The organism is Allohahella sp. A8 (assembly GCF_047946665.1).
In the GTDB taxonomy this organism is placed as follows: Bacteria; Pseudomonadota; Gammaproteobacteria; order Pseudomonadales; family Oleiphilaceae; genus Allohahella.
On sequence record NZ_CP172312.1, the window covers coordinates 4,044,167 to 4,060,038 of the forward strand.

A 15,872-nucleotide genomic window follows, 5' to 3' on the forward strand; every position below is an offset into this window, starting at 1 on the left:
ACGCAACGAGCGCTGCCAATGGGCCATGCACTTACCGACTCGTCGATACCTTGGTTGAACGCGCGTCGCGAAACGTAGTAACGAGCAGCAATACGGCACCCAGACAGATGCCTACGTCTGCCAGGTTGAACGCAGGCCAATGCCAGTCGTACCAGTGGAAGTCGAGATAATCCACGACGTAGCCTCTGATGATACGGTCCACAACATTGCCGACCGCGCCACCGAGAATCAGGCTGTAGCCCATCGCCTCCAGTCGCGGCAGTGGCTTGCGGAGCATCAGGATAAGGGCAACCGACACGGTCAGCGCCAGCACGATGAAGAAGTAGCGCTGCCAGCCCCCTGCCTCGGCGAGCAAGCTGAAGGCCGCACCTGTGTTCCAGACATGAACCCAGTTGAAAAAGGATGTAAGCGGGATGGATTGGCCATACGGCATCAGATCCTGGACCAGCCATTTGATGGCTTGATCGGCCAGCGCCAGCAATGCTGCGATAGTCAGCCAAGGCCAAACGTTGGCACTTCCATCGATTGATGCCTCGGGGCTAAGGTTCATTGCGGTCGTCCAGTAGGCGTTGCAGCGCCTCGCTCAACCGTTGATGTATCATCTTCATACGGAGTACTCCTCAATTTCATCCGAAACCGCGCACGCTGTCCCTCACCCAGAAGAGAGGACTTGAACCACCGTTCCCGTTAATCCAGGATGCATTACACACCTTATAGTTACTTTAGAGTCAAGGGGCCGATCAGGGAATGGTGTAGAATATCAGGCGCCAAATCGACGGAGAGAGGCGGATGCAAGCAGACACACGGGCGGTCGAGCGCCAGGTAGAAACAATTGTTGCCCAGTTACAGGCGCAGCTTGTTCAGAGCGATATCAGGGCTAACCGGAATGCGGCCTTTGCCGCGTACGAAGAATTGGAAGCGCTGTGGCGACAAATCATCGCTGCGCAATCCAGCGACGCCGGGTCGAGAGAATCGCAGGCGGTCGAGGCCCTCCTGGCCGATGCCAGCCGCAAAGTCTGGAGCCTCTACGAGGCTTATCATCAGGAATTACAACATCAGCTGGAATGGGCGAGCTCGCGGGATTATGAATGAGTGCCGTCTCGACCGTGTCCGATCGGTTCGCCGTGCAAAAAGGCCGTGTGTCGTGCTCTACGTCGCCGAATCCATCTCGCTGATCTCCGCAAGAACGCCACAACGCTCGACCTGACGATCATCGTTGCAACGCGACCGTAGCGATATAAGCTGTTTTTCGAGCGTCTGAAGTGCGCCGATCCTTGTAGCTACATCGGCAATGTGGTCGTCAAGAAGGGTATTGATGGCAGAGCATGACTGGTTCGGGTCATCCTGCTGTTTTTGTAACTGGCGAATCTCGGCCAGTGACAAATCAAGCAACCTGCAGCGCCGAATGAAAGTAAGCTGCCTGACATGCTTTTCGGTATAAGCGCGGTAACCATTTTCCTGCCGATCTGGCGACGCCAAAAGGCCCTGCTGTTCATAGAATCGGATCGTCTGTGTACGGACCCCTCCCAATCTTGACAGCTGACTAATGCGCATTGAACGCCTCCACGAATGCTCTTCACATCTGTTGACCTTATAGTGACTATATAGTTTTAAATGATAGCCAAGTCATATTCAAGTGGAGCCGTATCATGAGCAAGACCGGTGGAGATTCCTGTGGCTGCGATGCAATGCCTGTAGCAGATACGAATACGCGGACCGATTCCGAAGCATCGGGAAAGTGGGTCAGCATTTATGCCGTGCCGAAAATGGACTGTCCATCGGAAGAGCGAATGATTCGCCTGGCTCTCAACGGCTTTGCACAGATTCACGGGCTGTCCTTCGACTTGTCGATCCGCCGGTTGAAGGTTATGCACGATGGGGAAGCTGCTCCTATCACTACGAAGCTTGCAACCCTGGGGCTGGGCGCCTCGCTTCGGGAAACCACCGCCGCAGATCGGGAGACTATCGAGGCCGCCGAGTTTTCGACAGCCTCTGCCAGTCAGGAATCGGGCACCCTGCGTTGGTTGCTCGGCATCAATGCAGTGCTCTTCGTGGTGGAAATGACCGCAGGCCTGATCGCCCACTCCGCAGGGCTTATCGGCGAGTCTCTGGATAACTTTGCCGATGCGGCCGTGTACGGGCTCGCGCTTTACGCTGTTGGGCGCGGCGTTGCTAGTCAGCTACGGGCAGCCCATGTTGCTGGTGTACTCCAACTCATTCTCGCTGTTGGCGTATTGATAGAGGTCGTGAGACGGTTCATATTCGGTAGTGACCCCGAATCGCTGGTGATGATGGCGATAGCATTCGTCGCCCTCATTGCCAATGTCACTTGTATGCTGCTGATATCCAGGCATCGAGAGGGCGGAGCACATATGAAGGCGAGCTGGATATTCTCAGCCAACGATGTGGTGATCAACCTGGGTGTCATCAGCGCTGGCGCCCTGGTGGCGTGGACTGGATCCAATTACCCGGATCTGATTATCGGCACCGTTGCGGGGGTGGTTGTGCTGAATGGTGCCAGGCGCATCCTGGCGCTCAAGGAGTGACATAGTTGCAGCCTCTTGCTAAGCATCGGCCCCCTCCCGATCGTCGAGATCAAGATCGACGTGATATGCGTCACGTCCCGATTCATAGGCTTCCCAGGCTACGTAGGGCACAATCAACAGCGCGGCGATCGGGTCGGCCCACCACCAACCCTGCCATTGCACCAGACCGATGCCGATTAGGACAACGATTGTCTGATATTCGCATATCATCGTGTCGATGGCGTCGTACTTCAGCGTCGGTGAGTCGGTTTTCTTGCCGTAGTAATACTTGCCCCACGCGAGCAGTGGGTTAACGACCAGCGACACCAGCAGGATGCCAATGCCCCACCACGACATCGACGCCGTATCCTGGCTGATGAGCTTGCTGATCGCCTCATATAGGATAAAGGCCACCGCGACGGTAAAGGCCCCAGACAGAACGCTCAGAGTGATCTTTTTGCGCTTGAGTAGCTCGCGTTCACTTTTGCCCTGTTCCTCTCCACGCAAGCGCCAGATCATGAACGCCGCCGAATTGGCTTCGACGATGCTGTCCACGCCCCAGCTAATCAGGGCAGAACTCCCAGTGGCAAAACCCGCTGTCAGAGAGACAACAACTTCGATGATGTTATAGATCAGGCTCACCACCTCGACGGTGCGGCCCTTGCGAACGCGCGCGATATATTCACTACTCATCTGAATGCTTCTCCTGTCGGGTGGTTTGTGAGAGTGCCATAAGTAAGCCTCCTTCAGCTTTGCGCAATTACATCGCCATTCGGAAAATCGATTTGACGGCGCTGGCTCCCTGGTCTATTTGCCGTCTTCAATCAGGACAATGACTTGTCTACGTCAACCACTAACCATCGTATTGAGTTCCACATCTTTGGCCCTGGCCGCAAAATAATGCAGCATTTACGGGCTCAGATAGATGGGCGAATCTCTTTCGCATCAGGCGTATTGAACTTGCCGCGCTTGCCTCTTCACCCATCATGTCTCCCTTTACGTGCCGTCTGTTTCGTGTTTCGTGTTTGGTGGCCGATTGCGCTGAAATCATGCGGATGGTCACGCCACCGCCCTCTGTGGTACGGAATGTGTGACCTGAGGTGCTGCGAACAGCACCTGACGTTCTCAGTCCGTTTCCAGCGTAGCCATGAAGGCCGTCGCTTCGGAAATGGATTGATTCATTTCCTTGATGAGCACATCTACCTGACTCTCTACCCGTCCCAGCTCGCTCTTGAGCCCGTCGATGGCCTGGGCATTCAGGTTGTGCTTCAGATAGAGTACCTGATCTCTGAAGATCGTGAGCACGGGCTCCATGCGTGATTCGGCCTTCTTCATGGTTTTCAGCAGTGCCTGATACTCCCTTCGCGTCTCTTTCAGTTTCTGGCTGCTGCGTCTCTTGAGCGCTTCATCAGAATAGATATCGAGCTCGTCCTCCCACTCTTCGAACAGCGCCTCGGCTACACCTTCGACCTTGTGAATACGCTCGTGAACGTCATTGGCAGCCTGCTCGGAGTCCTGGAAGGCATCGTTGAGCTTGTCGTACTTCGCCTGCAGCTCACTATCCTGCTTGCCTAGTAGCGCCTGAAATTGCTCGAGCGCTGAGCTGAACTCTTCCTTGGCTTCTTCCTGTGAATCTTTGACGTTCTCCACCCGATCTTTCAGTATTTCCCGTTTGGGGATACCAATTTTCTCCATGGCGCTGTAGTAGGCGCTCTGGCATCCCTGCAGAGTGAGCAATGTGCCGGCGCCAGCTGTAAGCCCCGCAGCCAAAAAGACGGCTCGTCCAATTCGGGAGGTCGTGACTGGCAGGCGTGTGGGCGGCAATGTGCCGTGGGTAGCTGTAGGCATTGTCAAAATCCTTTCCGTGAATGGTTTATGATCTGGGCGAGCTCAGACTATACAATATTTCCAGGCGCGACCGTGGGCGTCAGCGTGGTCCTGACCTGAACAGGGTTTATCCATTGATTTACGTGATCTCGACTAAAAGGATGCAAGTGCGATGAGCAGTGAAACTGATGCAGCCGCAGGGCCAGTTGAAATTGAAGCCAAGTTCGAGTTTGGTCCCGCTGGGCTCGAACAGCTGGAACAGCGCCTGGTCGCGGCCTACGGCAAACCTCGGCAGCGCCTGCAACTCAGGAATACGTACTTCGATACACCTGATCATCGGCTCCGTCAGGCCGGTGTTGCCTTGCGGATTCGCTCGACGGCATTGCTGGCCGAGGGCGGCGGGATCGAGGAGCTTCAGGTATTGGTGCCAGACTCCATGGCGTGGGAGCAAACAGTAAAGGCGAGGGGCACGGTTACGGGCGGTCTCCATAGCCGGAGTGAGTGGAATCATGAGTTAGGTCACTATGCCTCTGACGCACCTGTACCCAAGCTCGATCAACGCTGGCTCTCGACACTTGCGGAGACTGAACTACCAGGCCTCGCCGGCTTCGACTGGAGTCAGCTCCGCCCGCTTTTCAATACTGATTTCGAGCGACTGATCTGGTGGCATAACGAGGCTGTGGATGTCGAGTTCGCTCTGGATCAGGGGGCGGTGAATGCTGCTGACAAGACTGCAGCCCTCTGTGAACTTGAAGTTGAGCTCAAGCGCGGGGGTAGCGAAGCCTTCAATGAATTCCTGCAGGCTTTCAAAGCCAGGATCGAACAGCCCGACGAGCATGCACCAGCACTGCAATTGCAGCCGTCCGAAATCAGCAAGGCGGCCCGAGGCTATCTACTTGCTGGAAAAGCGGACTATATGACGCCACCTGAAGACTGTCACAAGATTTGTCGACTGAGCTGGCAGGCGCTCGCTGACCGTTATGAGTCGCGCGTCCCTGAGGCCTGGAGCGCGCCGGTTGCCGGATCAGGTGAAGCCGATACAAAAGCCTCCATGGCCGATGCTGGCGACGAGTCACCCACAGCAGAGCAGGCATGGTTAAACAGCGCTGCTGCGCAGATCACCCGGGCTTTTTGCGTGAGCGACTTTCTCGCTGAGACACTGAAGAATCATCTGCCTGCTGTGGTGCAGTATGTAGCGGTTAGCCTCAACAAGACCTGGCAAAAAGCTGATTTCGAGCAGCTGCTGACGAGCATTTGTGCAGACCTGCCGGATGAAGATGAAGCCGCCTTCAATGCAGCGCTCCGCAAGTTCCGCAGCCTGGCGCAGTTCCGTATTGTTTGGCGCGACCTCGTTGTCTGCAATACGGTCGAGGAAACCACTCGGGAGGAAAGCTGGCTGGCAGAACTCTGTCTGCAGGCTGCGCATGATTTCTGGATGCAGCGGCTCGGTCGGCGTCACGGATATCCTATGGCTGAAGGTAAGCCTCAGCCGCTGGTCATACTCGGTATGGGAAAACTGGGCTCCTTCGAGCTGAATGTCTCGTCCGATATCGACCTGATCTTTCTGTTCGAACAGGACTGTGGCGAAACCAGCTGGCCCCAAGGTGAGACGCCGCCGGCGAAGCTTCAGAGACTGGACACGCCAGCCTTCTATCGCAAATTGTGTCAGGGCATCATCGCGTCCATCGATCAGCGGACGGCCGACGGCTTTGTCTTTCGCGTCGACATGCGACTGCGCCCGTTTGGCCGCGACGGCGCGCTAGCGATCAGTTTCAGTGCCGCTGAACACTACTACTTCAATCAGGGTCGCTACTGGGAGCGTTTTGCGATGCTGAAAGCGCGGCCAGTCGCTGGTGACATTGCAGCGGGAATGCGCCTGCTGGCGAACCTGTCTCCCTTCATATTCCGCAACTACATCGACTTCACGGCTATTCAGGCGCTGCGAGACATGAAAGCCATGATCGAACAGGAGGTCGTGCGCCGAAACCTCAAGAACAACATCAAACTCGGTGCTGGTGGCATCCGCGAGCTCGAGTTCGTCGTGCAGGTCATGCAGCTGATGCATGGTGGGCGGCAGGTGGCGCTTCGCCAGGGTAGCCTGTTCGGCATGTTGGAAAAACTCGAGAAACTTCGCCTGCTGGAGCCGAAGGAATGTGCCGGTCTTGGCGAGGCCTATGCGTTTCTGCGTAATCTTGAGCATGCCCTGCAGGGCCTGCGGGACCAACAGACCCAGTTGCTACCAGTCGATGATCGAGACCAGTCCCGTATTGCTTTTGCCATGAATGAGCCTGACTACTCACATTTGCTGAAGGCGCTTGCACGGCATCGCCGGATTGTCCGCGAGGTCTTCAACAGTGTAGTGACCCCGGCCACCCAGGCCGAGCTCATAGACCTTGGCCTGGTGGCTCAGGATCAGCAGACTGGCGCCGGTGTGCTGGACGATGTCGACTGTACTGAATGCTGGCGGATCATCGCTGGCGCCTTCGGTGTCGACATCTCCGCAGACTCGGTTCCACAGCGCCATGACGCGGAGGTGGCACCGGACTCTGCTGCAGTCCAGCAGCAACTGATTGCACAAGGTCTGCAGGCGGAAGCCGTCGCACATCTGGATGAACTGCTCGAGCTTGCGGACCGGCTCCTGCACTACTCACAGTTTCGTCAGCTCAGGCCAGCGGGGGTGCGACGCTTCCATGCCTTGATGCCTATGGCACTGGGTCAGCTGTTTCGCTACGGGCTCGCACCCTGGCTGAGTGCACGTTTCTTCGCCTTGCTGGAGCAGGTAATCGGCCGATCGGTACATATGAGTCTGCTTATCGAAAACCCGCTGGCACTCCACGAGCTCATGAGTCTGTTGCACGATAGTGAGTGGATCGCTGAGCAGCTGATCTCTTTACCGGTATTGCTGAACGAGCTGGTGCAGCACAAGCAGATCTATACCCCGCCTGATGTGGCGACGCTGACCGATCAGCTGCGTCAGGAGTTGCTACGAATACCCGAGGAAGACCTGGAAGAGCAGATGGATGCGCTGCGTTACTTCAAGCGCGCCCATGAGCTGCGAGTTGCGGCGTCGGAAATTCGTGAAACTCTGCCGCTAATGAAAGTGAGTGACTATCTCTCGGCCATTGCTGAAGCGATGCTTGGCGAGGCGCTACATTTCGCCTGGCAGGATGTCGTGCAGAAATATGGTCGCCCAATGCGCGACGCCACGACGCCCTGCGACCCCGACTTTGCCATCGTTGCATATGGCAAGCTGGGCGGACTAGAGCTCAGCTACAGCTCCGATCTTGATCTCGTATTCCTTCACGATGCCGACGATACGCTCGAAACTGACGGCGCGAAGCCGGTCGAAAACAGTGTGTTCTTCGCGAGGCTTGGACAGAGAATCATTCATTTCCTGTCGACCAGAACCGTGAGGGGTGAGCTGTATGAAACCGATATGCGGCTGCGGCCATCAGGCAATAGCGGCTTGTTGGTGAGCACGCTCACCGCCTTCGAACGTTATCAGCGCGAGCGCGCCTGGACTTGGGAGCTGCAGGCACTAACGAGAGCACGCTTTGTGGCGGGGTGCCCCCGGGTAGGTGAGAAGTTCATGGCCGTGCGTCAGCGCGTGCTCTGCGCCGAACGTGACCCCGTCAAATTAAGTCGGGACGTGCTCGAGATGCGCGACAAAATGCGCACACAGTTTGCCGTCGAGGCGAAAAGCAGTCTCAAGCACGCAGCTGGGGGCATCGTGGATATTGAGTTCATGGTGCAGTACGCGGTGTTGAGGTGGGCCAACGAATATCCGACCGTCGCCAGGTGGAGTGATAACATTCGCATGCTCGAAGAACTTTCGAGTCGGCAGTGTGTAGATCCTGAAGCAGCCGACTGTCTTATCTCGATCTACCAGTTATTCCGTTCCGAGCTCCACAGCAAGACCCTGGGTCTGACCACCCATACTGGACCGGCCCAGGCCGGCGATGCCGCCAAACCCGATGGCGACCCGTCATCATCAAAATTTGCAGCCTTGGTGGAGACAGGCGAAGCGCTTGTCGCCAGAATGCTGCCTCATCGCGAAAAGGTTTCTGCCTTGTGGCAGACCTGGTTCGAGCCCTTAACATCCGAAGACGAGGAAAAGAAGTAATGACATCAATGGCTGACAGAGATGGTTTCATCTGGATGGACGGTGAGATGGTGCCGTGGCGTGAGGCCAAGGTGCACGTGCTGACCCATACCCTCCATTACGGTGCTGGTGTCTTCGAGGGCGTGCGGGCCTACAAGACTGATCAAGGTACCGCCCTGTTCAGGCTTGAGGATCATACCAACCGTTTGTTCGACTCTGCGCATATTCTCAACATGAAGATGCCATTCTCGCGCTCGGAGATCAGCCAGGCACAGCTGGCAGCCGTGAAGGTGAACAAGCTCGACTCAGCCTATATTCGCCCGATGGTATTCTACGGCGCTGAAGGCATGGGACTGAGAGCCAGCAATCTTCAGGTGCATGTGATGGTTGCTGCCTGGGAGTGGGGCTCCTATCTCGGCGAGGATTCGGTAGTCAAAGGCCTCAAGGTGCGTACCTCGAGCGTCACCCGACACCATCCGAATATCGCGATGACCCGTGCCAAGGCCAACGGCCAGTATATCAACTCGATGATGGCGCTGAACGAAGCGCTGGCCAGTGGTTGTGACGAAGCCCTGATGCTTGATCCGGCAGGCTATGTGGCCGAGGGTTCTGCGGTAAATTTCTTCATGATCAAGAACAGGGTGCTGTACACGCCTCAGCTCACCTCATGCCTGAATGGCATCACCCGCAATACCATCTTCCGCCTGGCCGAAGAGCTCGGACTGCGGGTAGTGGAAAAACCCATCACCCGCGACGAAGTGTATATTGCGGACGAAGCCTTCTTCACAGGTACCGCAGCGGAAGTGACCCCCATACGGATGCTGGATGAACGACAGATAGGCGAGGGCAAGCGTGGTCCGATAACCGAGCGACTCCAGTCGCTGTACTACGACGTGGTCAAGGGTCGGCGAGCGGATTATTCAGAGTGGCTGTCTTTCCTGGAGTGAGGCGCTGACAAGCCCGACCTGGTGTCATCAGATGACTCGTATCCCGGTGCAATATCAGGCACGTAGGAGTCCTCACGCGGCTTGAACAGCTTAACGCTCATGGCAATGATAACGAGCAGCAGGAAGAACTGGGTAGCCTTCAGTCGCAGTATCCTGCGCTTTCTCCGCTGCACTGCCTTCCGCGTGCGGGCGCTCGATGCCTCTGCCGAGTTCATCAGCGTTGGTCCACTACCAATGCCAGCCGGGGCTGAGCCGTTGGTGGCCGCTGAGTTCGTTGGCGTAGTCTGGGCACTTCTCAGGCCGCTGATGTTCTCTATCCCGAGCGCAACCAGAATATAGGTGGGGATCACCAGTATCAGCAGGTCATGATCCCGCACGCTCCAGCGCCAGCTGATCTGGAAGAAGAGTACAATTGCGCCTACCAGCCCCAGGAGCGACAGGAAGCCGAAGCTCGGATTGCGGCGAACGCTGCGCTGGATACCGATCAAACCGGCGATATAGAAGAGCATGACGGGTTCGAAAAGACTGCGCGCAAGCCAATTGAGCTCGGTGCCGAATATGATCCATCCGGCGAGCGTACGACTTTCCTTCCAGAACCCGGGGAAGGTGAAGTCCAGCACTCGTTCGCGGCTGCCATGCAGGTCAGAGAGATCCGATCGAAGCACGGCGTAGTGCTCGAATGCGTTGTTAAGCAAACCCAGGCGAACAATGGCTTCGTGCAGAAAATTGCCTGCGCCGAACCTTTCCGGCACTAGCATCATGACGAGATAGCCCAGCAGGAAGGGGGCCGTGTACACAAGGAGTAGGCGGAACTCTCCGCGAATGAAGAGATACACGACGCTCACGATAGTGAGTACGGTGAAGCTGACGTCCAGGTAGATGAGTCCGATTGCACCCACGGCGCTGCCAATAGCTGCGGCCGTGGCGCGGCGCTCTGTGGCGTGCAACAGGCACAGTACCGATCCGATTAACAGACAGAACTGCGAGGCGCCTTCGAATGACGCCAGTCCCCAGAATATCCACGTCGGCGTAATCGCGAACAGCAACGCCGCGTTGAAGCGCCCGAAGCCGTCGAGGAAGTAACCCAGCAGGTAGTACATCAATGCGCAGCCAAGGCTGCCAGTGAGGACTCCGTAGAGTGAATAGGCCAGGGAGTAGTCGCTACTTTGAAGCAGTGCCGCAGCGACCAGGCGATAGATGAAGGCAACGATAAATATGAAGCCAGCCGAATCGGCCAGCTTGCCTGAATAGCCGCCGGGGCTCGATTCGGGTCTGCTCCAGGGTAGTCTCATGTATTAGTAGCCGCTGGTCGCCGTCTGCGTTTACGCTTCTTGACCACCTTGTATGGTGAGGGCTCGGCCGGATCGGGACGGGTCTTGAAGCGGCGGTGCATCCACAGGTACTGCTCGGGAAAGCGTCGGATTTCGTTTTCGAGTAGCCTGTTCGTGGCGGCGGCGTCCGCCGTTTCATCACCCGAGGGATAATTGGTCAGAGGCCTGCTGAAATGCACCTCGTAGTATCCGCCGATGTTGCGGAAGTGCGAATATTGGAGCACCAGACAGCCAGTTCTGGCCGCAATCTTGGACGTTGTGGTGATCGTTGCCGCTGGCACACCAAAAAATGGCGCAAAGGTACTGTTCTGGCGACCGTAATCCTGATCAGTGGCGTACCAGACGACACGGCCCTCCTTAAGGCTACGCAGCGCGCCTCGGAGCCCTCCTCGATTCAGTATACGCTGGCAGTAGCGACTCCGTCCGCGGGTCATATAGTAGTTGAACAGCGGATTATTATGGTCGCGCTGCATCACATCCGCCTTTGCGAAGAGATTGAAGAGTGCGCCAGCGAGGTCGATGGTGGCAAAGTGACCACCCAGCAGCAGAACGCCCTTGCCCTCTGCAATCGCATTCTCAAGGTGTTCCAGACCATAGGCTCGGCTGATCGGGCGAAAGCGTTCGAGATCATTGAACCAGACGGCGGCAGCCTCGAGAAAGCCGATACCATTGGCTTCGAAACTGGCGTACACGAGTCGCTCCTGCTCTGGAGCCGATAGCTCGGGAAAGCAGAGTTGTATGTTGGTGCGAGTAATTGATCTGCGTGATCGCAGCAGGTAGTACGAGGCCTTCCCGAGCAGGCGCCCGAAAAACTGGATGTTGCGGATGCTCAGTCTGGAGATGAGCTTCAGTAATCCAATCAGCAGCCAGGTAGGCCAAAACCTGGGCGCCAGGAAATCGCCCGGCCGCTGATCAAGCACAGGGTTCGCGTTCACGTTGCCGGCAGAGGTGTCAGCAGCCATGAACGCGGGGTCCAGTCGCTCCGGGGTGGAAAATCGGTTCAGCCTTTGGAGGCAGCGGCCGATTGTGTAATCGCTTCGCGAGCCTCGGCACTGCCGGCCCAGCCAGCGACCTTGACCCACTTGCCTGGTTCGAGAGACTTGTAGTTCTCAAAGAAGTGCTCGATCTGCTTGATCAGAAGCTGTGGAAGATCAGCAGGTTCCTTGACGTCGTTGTAGAGCGCAGAGACCTTGGGATGCGGCACAGCCAGAACCTTGGCATCACCACCAGCTTCGTCTTCCATGTTTAGTATCCCGATCGGACGGCAGCGAATCATCGCGCCAGGCTGGATCGGATAAGGTGCGACTACCAGCACGTCCAGCGGGTCGCCATCATCAGCCAGAGTGTTGGGAATGAAGCCGTAATTCGCCGGATAGAACATTGGCGTTGCCATGAATCGATCGACGACCACGAGGCCTGCATCCTTGTCGACTTCATACTTGATTGGATTGGCATTCGCCGGGATTTCGATAATGCAGTTGAAGTCGTCCGGGAGATCCTTGCCTGCTGGAATAGCATCGAAATTCATGGTGCGTCCTTATCTGAAAACTGGATTGAGAGTCGTACAGCGACTCGGCTCTGGAAACTGGCGCACAGTATAAGCGAGCGAAGGGCGCCGGGCTAGCTGATCGTCCGGACGCCGCCTGCGCCTGCCAGCAGTAGAACATCAGCCGGCCGCCTTGCAAACAGGCCATTGCAGACCACGCCGGTAATCTGGTTCAGTTCAGATTCGAGCCCCGTTGGGTCAGTGATTCGAAGATTATGGATGTCGAGAATAATGTTGCCGTTGTCGGTCGTGAAGCCTTCGCGGTAGACCGGGTCGCCCCCGAGCGCGACGATCTTGCGGGCTACAAGACTGCGTGCCATGGGAATCACTTCGATGGGGAGCGGAAAGCTGCCCAGCACATCGACGAACTTGCTCTCATCGGCGATGCAGATAAATTCATTCGCAGCCGCGGCAACGATTTTTTCGCGGGTCAACGCACCGCCGCCACCCTTGACGAGCTGGCGATGCTCGTTGCACTCATCAGCACCGTCTATATAGAAGTCCACGCGGGGCGCAGAGGTCAGCTCAAGCACCGGCACATGCAGCGATTTCAGTCGTTCTGCAGTAGCTGCAGAACTGGCAACTGCCGCGTCGAAATCGATCTTGTGACGGGCCATGGCGTCAATGAAGAAATTCGCCGTGGAGCCAGTACCGAAACCAATGATGGTATCGCTCTTGAGGAGAGGGAGAATGCGCTCGACAGCAGCGTCCGCTGCGGCCTTTTTCTGCTGGTTCTGATCCATGTTGACCTGCCATGCCTTGAAGTGTGGAGCCTGTAGCCCGGTGAAGCGGTAGACTGTGATATATCAGTACCGCTACTATCTCACGATTCTTCAAGCCAGGCCCGATTTTGTCAACAAGCGACGCCGGCCGATATCGGAACATCAAATGCTACAGCGCTTCATCAAGAAAATCCTCTCAGCCAGAGTCTACGACTGCGCCATCGAGACGCCTCTGGATCACGCACGCTTGCTCTCCAAGCGTCTTGGCAATGAAGTGTGGCTGAAGCGCGAAGATCTTCAGCCCGTCTTCTCCTTCAAGATCAGGGGCGCCTACAATAAGTTGGCGCAATTGAGCGAGACGGAGCGGGCCCGCGGCGTCATCACCGCCTCGGCCGGCAATCATGCGCAGGGCGTGGCGCTGGCCGCTCAGCAGCTCGGTATCCGGGCCATCATCGTGATGCCGCAGACCACTCCTGAAATCAAGGTGAATTCGGTACGTTCGCGTGGCGCCGAAGTCGTGCTTATCGGTGATGCCTTCGATGAAGCGGCCGCACATGCTGCCAAGCTGGTAGCGGAGATGCAGCTGACCTACATTCCGCCGTATGACGATGAAGACGTCATCGCCGGCCAGGGCACTATTGCTGTCGAGATACTGCGTCAGTTCAAAGGCTTGCCAGACGTCATTTTTACCTGTGTTGGCGGCGGTGGACTTACGGCAGGTGTGGCCGCCTATATCAAGTATCTGCATCCGCATATCAAGGTGATCGGGGTGGAGCCGGCTGACTCCAACTGCCTCTATGTGGCACTGGAAGCTGGTCATCCCGTAACGCTTCCGGAAGTGGGCATCTTTGCGGACGGTGTGGCCGTAAGGCGTATTGGCGATATTCCGTGGTCTATCTGTAAAGACCATATCGACGAGGTCATCCTGGTCGGTACCGATGAAATCTGTGCCGCCATCAAGGATATCTTCGAGGATACGCGCTCCATCGCAGAGCCCGCCGGTGCGCTGGCTGTTGCCGGGTTGAAGCGATACGTGGCGCGTGAGAAGGCTGTCGACCAGCGTCTCGTAGCCACAGTCAGCGGCGCAAACATGAACTTCGAACGCCTCCGCTACGTGTCCGAGCGCACGGAAATCGGCGAGGCGCGAGAGGCGATCCTCGCGGTTCAGATTCCTGAGAAGCCGGGAAGTTTCAAGCAGCTCATCAATACGCTCGGCGGTCATAACATTACCGAGTTCAATTATCGCTACGCGCTTGACGACCGCACAACTGGCGAGGCTGTCAAGGCACAGATCTTCCTCGGTGTGCAGGTGAGCAAAGGGGCTGAGGAAACTGCTGAGATCATGGCTTCACTCAGCGATGGTGGCTACACAGTCATCGATCTCACGGCCAATGAGATGGCGAGAATGCACGTTCGCCACATGGTGGGTGGGCATTCGCCAGCATTACTCAACGAGCTGGTGTACCGCTTCGAATTCCCGGAGCGCCCTGGCGCGTTGCTGAAGTTCCTGATGTCCTTTGGGACCCGGTGGAATATTTCGATGTTCCACTATCGAAACCATGGGGCCGCCTTCGGTCGTGTGCTTGTTGGGGCGCAGGTGCCAGCCGAAGACAAGATTGATTTCGAAGCCATGCTCGACACGATCGGGTTTCGATACTGGGAGGAAACCGACAACCCGGCCTACGGACTTTTTCTCGGCAAGTAAACGAATATGCATGGGTGCGTAAAAAACAGTGATTTTTTGTGTTTTGACCTTTGAAAGTTAGCGATGTCTTCTATAATCATTTTCAATAACAACCCTGAAGTCGCTGAATCTGGATAAAAAAGGTCTTACCGGCATGCAACAAAAACCAGACGCCATCACCACTGTGCTGTTTATTTTCGTCATCAGCCTGGCCGTGTCAGGATTCACTACGATGATGCACGACGACGCCGAAGCTGCGACAGCTTCGCGTAGCGATGTCATCAAGGCTGTTCAGCTGCAACCGTTGCTGGCTGAAGGCATGACTAACGGAACTAACGGACTGACTGATATCGCTGATCAGACGCAATAGCGTCGAGCGGAATATCCCACGGCTCTGAGGGCAGGCGTTCTACGCCCTGAAAATCAAAAGCCACGCCCAGCTTCAGTGGGCGTGTGACGAGTGCCCTCCCGGAAACGCCGCTCTGCTTGCTGAAGCGTCCGAAACTTCGGTCGTAGTAGCCGCCCCCCATTCCAAGTCGGTTTCCCTCGTCGTCGAACGCTACCAGCGGTACGCATATCGTGCTGAGCGTCCACAGCGGCACTGTGAATAGTGGTGGTGCGGGCTCTGAAATGCCGAAGCGGTTACGAACCATTGGCATGCCAGGGTAGAAGCGCGCGAAGCACAACCGACCCGGATGAACCGGATGCAGCACGGGCAGGAATAGCTGTCTTTTGCACCGCAGCAAGCGCTTGGCAAGAATGACGGGATCGATTTCGCCATCGTTCGCAAGGTAAAGTCCCCAGCGGAGATTGCGGCGAAACAGGAGTTGTCTGGAAATCGTGGAGGCCAGGCCGCGGGCGGCTTGTTCACGTTGAGTAGCAGTCAGGCTTCGCCGACGGCGTCGCATTTGCTGTCTCAGGGAAGATCGTTCGTTCCGCTGACTGGTCATGAGCGATCTGCGAAACTCTGGAAATTAAAGCTACCCGAATTACCGTTACTGGATGTAGCCCTTGAACCCGATGGTTCAAGGTGGCAACCGCAGGACTGAATAAGGCTTTCCTGTCGCTTTCGCTCAGGACCTGCACACATCAGCCACATTAAGTTACCGGCAGTATAAGTATCGGCTCGAGGACATATCCAGCTGGCGGATAATCCAGGCAGTGAAGCCAGTCTACTGCAAAGCGCAT

The 15,872-nt window shown here is 56.5% G+C and carries 15 protein-coding genes and 1 other RNA gene; 6 read left to right on the forward strand and 10 right to left on the reverse strand.

The annotated features are described in order from the left end of the window. Positions 1–31 precede the first annotated feature (31 nt). The gene (gene lspA / locus ACH3PB_RS18110; protein ID WP_416396844.1) at positions 32–550 is read right to left on the reverse strand and encodes a signal peptidase II; all 519 of its coding nucleotides are present in this window, start codon (positions 548–550) and stop codon (positions 32–34) included. Positions 551–789: 239 nt separating this feature from the next. Here lspA and ACH3PB_RS18115 point away from each other — a divergent pair, with 239 nt between their 5' ends. Then, complete coding sequence (locus ACH3PB_RS18115; RefSeq protein WP_416396845.1) at positions 790–1,092, forward strand: hypothetical protein; 303 nt, start codon at positions 790–792, stop codon at positions 1,090–1,092. A 57-nt stretch (positions 1,093–1,149) separates the two neighbouring features. On the opposite strand, the gene cadR is transcribed toward ACH3PB_RS18115, so the two are convergent. Then, a complete protein-coding gene (cadR, locus tag ACH3PB_RS18120; RefSeq protein WP_416396846.1) occupies positions 1,150–1,554 on the reverse strand; it encodes a Cd(II)/Pb(II)-responsive transcriptional regulator in 405 nt (134 codons plus the stop codon). Between the two features lie 95 nt (positions 1,555–1,649). On the opposite strand from cadR, the gene ACH3PB_RS18125 reads away from it, so the two are divergent. Further along, complete coding sequence (locus ACH3PB_RS18125; protein ID WP_416396847.1) at positions 1,650–2,546, forward strand: cation transporter; 897 nt, start codon at positions 1,650–1,652, stop codon at positions 2,544–2,546. A gap of 18 nt (positions 2,547–2,564) precedes the next feature. On the opposite strand, the gene ACH3PB_RS18130 is transcribed toward ACH3PB_RS18125, so the two are convergent. Further along, the gene (locus tag ACH3PB_RS18130) at positions 2,565–3,218 is read right to left on the reverse strand and encodes a cation diffusion facilitator family transporter (RefSeq protein ID WP_416396848.1); all 654 of its coding nucleotides are present in this window, start codon (positions 3,216–3,218) and stop codon (positions 2,565–2,567) included. Between the two features lie 432 nt (positions 3,219–3,650). Then, a complete protein-coding gene (locus ACH3PB_RS18135; protein WP_416396849.1) occupies positions 3,651–4,373 on the reverse strand; it encodes a DUF2959 domain-containing protein in 723 nt (240 codons plus the stop codon). Between the two features lie 151 nt (positions 4,374–4,524). Here ACH3PB_RS18135 and glnE point away from each other — a divergent pair, with 151 nt between their 5' ends. Together glnE and ACH3PB_RS18145 are read left to right on the forward strand one after the other, a co-directional pair. Continuing rightward, the gene (gene glnE / locus ACH3PB_RS18140) at positions 4,525–8,475 is read left to right on the forward strand and encodes a bifunctional [glutamate--ammonia ligase]-adenylyl-L-tyrosine phosphorylase/[glutamate--ammonia-ligase] adenylyltransferase (protein WP_416396850.1); all 3,951 of its coding nucleotides are present in this window, start codon (positions 4,525–4,527) and stop codon (positions 8,473–8,475) included. Beyond that, on the forward strand, positions 8,475–9,401 hold the full coding sequence (locus tag ACH3PB_RS18145; RefSeq protein WP_416396851.1) for a branched-chain amino acid transaminase: 927 nt from the start codon (positions 8,475–8,477) through the stop codon (positions 9,399–9,401). Before glnE ends, ACH3PB_RS18145 begins: the two co-directional genes overlap by 1 nt. Here the strand turns inward: ACH3PB_RS18145 and ACH3PB_RS18150 are convergent. The 4 genes from ACH3PB_RS18150 to rpiA form a co-directional block, all read right to left on the reverse strand. Beyond that, positions 9,371–10,693: a hypothetical protein gene (locus tag ACH3PB_RS18150; RefSeq protein WP_416396852.1), complete on the reverse strand. Its 1,323-nt coding sequence runs from the start codon at positions 10,691–10,693 to the stop codon at positions 9,371–9,373. The two genes, ACH3PB_RS18145 and ACH3PB_RS18150, sit on opposite strands and share 31 nt — an antisense overlap. After that, a complete protein-coding gene (gene lpxL / locus ACH3PB_RS18155) occupies positions 10,690–11,694 on the reverse strand; it encodes an LpxL/LpxP family Kdo(2)-lipid IV(A) lauroyl/palmitoleoyl acyltransferase (RefSeq protein WP_416396853.1) in 1,005 nt (334 codons plus the stop codon). The genes ACH3PB_RS18150 and lpxL overlap by 4 nt, the downstream gene beginning before the upstream one ends. A 38-nt stretch (positions 11,695–11,732) precedes the next feature. Next, positions 11,733–12,260 (reverse strand): inorganic diphosphatase, encoded by a 528-nt coding sequence (gene ppa / locus ACH3PB_RS18160; RefSeq protein ID WP_416396854.1) that lies wholly within the window; start codon positions 12,258–12,260, stop codon positions 11,733–11,735. A 92-nt stretch (positions 12,261–12,352) separates the two neighbouring features. Further along, positions 12,353–13,021: a ribose-5-phosphate isomerase RpiA gene (gene rpiA / locus ACH3PB_RS18165; RefSeq protein ID WP_416396855.1), complete on the reverse strand. Its 669-nt coding sequence runs from the start codon at positions 13,019–13,021 to the stop codon at positions 12,353–12,355. A gap of 145 nt (positions 13,022–13,166) precedes the next feature. On the opposite strand from rpiA, the gene ilvA reads away from it, so the two are divergent. Further along, positions 13,167–14,705 carry a threonine ammonia-lyase, biosynthetic gene (ilvA, locus tag ACH3PB_RS18170; protein WP_416396856.1) on the forward strand — a complete coding sequence of 513 codons (1,539 nt, stop codon included), beginning with the start codon at positions 13,167–13,169 and terminating at the stop codon, positions 14,703–14,705. 133 nt (positions 14,706–14,838) lie between these two features. Next, positions 14,839–15,054 (forward strand): hypothetical protein, encoded by a 216-nt coding sequence (locus ACH3PB_RS18175; protein ID WP_416396857.1) that lies wholly within the window; start codon positions 14,839–14,841, stop codon positions 15,052–15,054. On the opposite strand, the gene ACH3PB_RS18180 is transcribed toward ACH3PB_RS18175, so the two are convergent. Both ACH3PB_RS18180 and ssrS read right to left on the reverse strand, forming a co-directional pair. After that, positions 15,017–15,592 (reverse strand): 5-formyltetrahydrofolate cyclo-ligase, encoded by a 576-nt coding sequence (locus ACH3PB_RS18180; protein ID WP_416396858.1) that lies wholly within the window; start codon positions 15,590–15,592, stop codon positions 15,017–15,019. The two genes, ACH3PB_RS18175 and ACH3PB_RS18180, sit on opposite strands and share 38 nt — an antisense overlap. A gap of 69 nt (positions 15,593–15,661) precedes the next feature. Continuing rightward, positions 15,662–15,848, reverse strand: a non-coding RNA gene (gene ssrS, locus ACH3PB_RS18185) — 6S RNA. Between the last annotated feature and the right edge of the window lie 24 nt (positions 15,849–15,872).

Excerpts from the sequence above, each read along its gene's own strand:
- lspA (WP_416396844.1), bottom strand. The coding sequence starts at position 550 with ATGAACCTTAGCCCCGAGGCATCAATCGATGGAAGTGCCAACGTTTGG.
- ACH3PB_RS18115 (WP_416396845.1), top strand. The coding sequence starts at position 790 with ATGCAAGCAGACACACGGGCGGTCGAGCGCCAGGTAGAAACAATTGTT.
- cadR (WP_416396846.1), bottom strand. The coding sequence starts at position 1,554 with ATGCGCATTAGTCAGCTGTCAAGATTGGGAGGGGTCCGTACACAGACG.
- ACH3PB_RS18125 (WP_416396847.1), top strand. The coding sequence starts at position 1,650 with ATGAGCAAGACCGGTGGAGATTCCTGTGGCTGCGATGCAATGCCTGTA.
- ACH3PB_RS18130 (WP_416396848.1), bottom strand. The coding sequence starts at position 3,218 with ATGAGTAGTGAATATATCGCGCGCGTTCGCAAGGGCCGCACCGTCGAG.
- ACH3PB_RS18135 (WP_416396849.1), bottom strand. The coding sequence starts at position 4,373 with ATGCCTACAGCTACCCACGGCACATTGCCGCCCACACGCCTGCCAGTC.
- glnE (WP_416396850.1), top strand. The coding sequence starts at position 4,525 with ATGAGCAGTGAAACTGATGCAGCCGCAGGGCCAGTTGAAATTGAAGCC.
- ACH3PB_RS18145 (WP_416396851.1), top strand. The coding sequence starts at position 8,475 with ATGACATCAATGGCTGACAGAGATGGTTTCATCTGGATGGACGGTGAG.
- ACH3PB_RS18150 (WP_416396852.1), bottom strand. The coding sequence starts at position 10,693 with ATGAGACTACCCTGGAGCAGACCCGAATCGAGCCCCGGCGGCTATTCA.
- lpxL (WP_416396853.1), bottom strand. The coding sequence starts at position 11,694 with ATGGCTGCTGACACCTCTGCCGGCAACGTGAACGCGAACCCTGTGCTT.
- ppa (WP_416396854.1), bottom strand. The coding sequence starts at position 12,260 with ATGAATTTCGATGCTATTCCAGCAGGCAAGGATCTCCCGGACGACTTC.
- rpiA (WP_416396855.1), bottom strand. The coding sequence starts at position 13,021 with ATGGATCAGAACCAGCAGAAAAAGGCCGCAGCGGACGCTGCTGTCGAG.
- ilvA (WP_416396856.1), top strand. The coding sequence starts at position 13,167 with ATGCTACAGCGCTTCATCAAGAAAATCCTCTCAGCCAGAGTCTACGAC.
- ACH3PB_RS18175 (WP_416396857.1), top strand. The coding sequence starts at position 14,839 with ATGCAACAAAAACCAGACGCCATCACCACTGTGCTGTTTATTTTCGTC.
- ACH3PB_RS18180 (WP_416396858.1), bottom strand. The coding sequence starts at position 15,592 with ATGCGACGCCGTCGGCGAAGCCTGACTGCTACTCAACGTGAACAAGCC.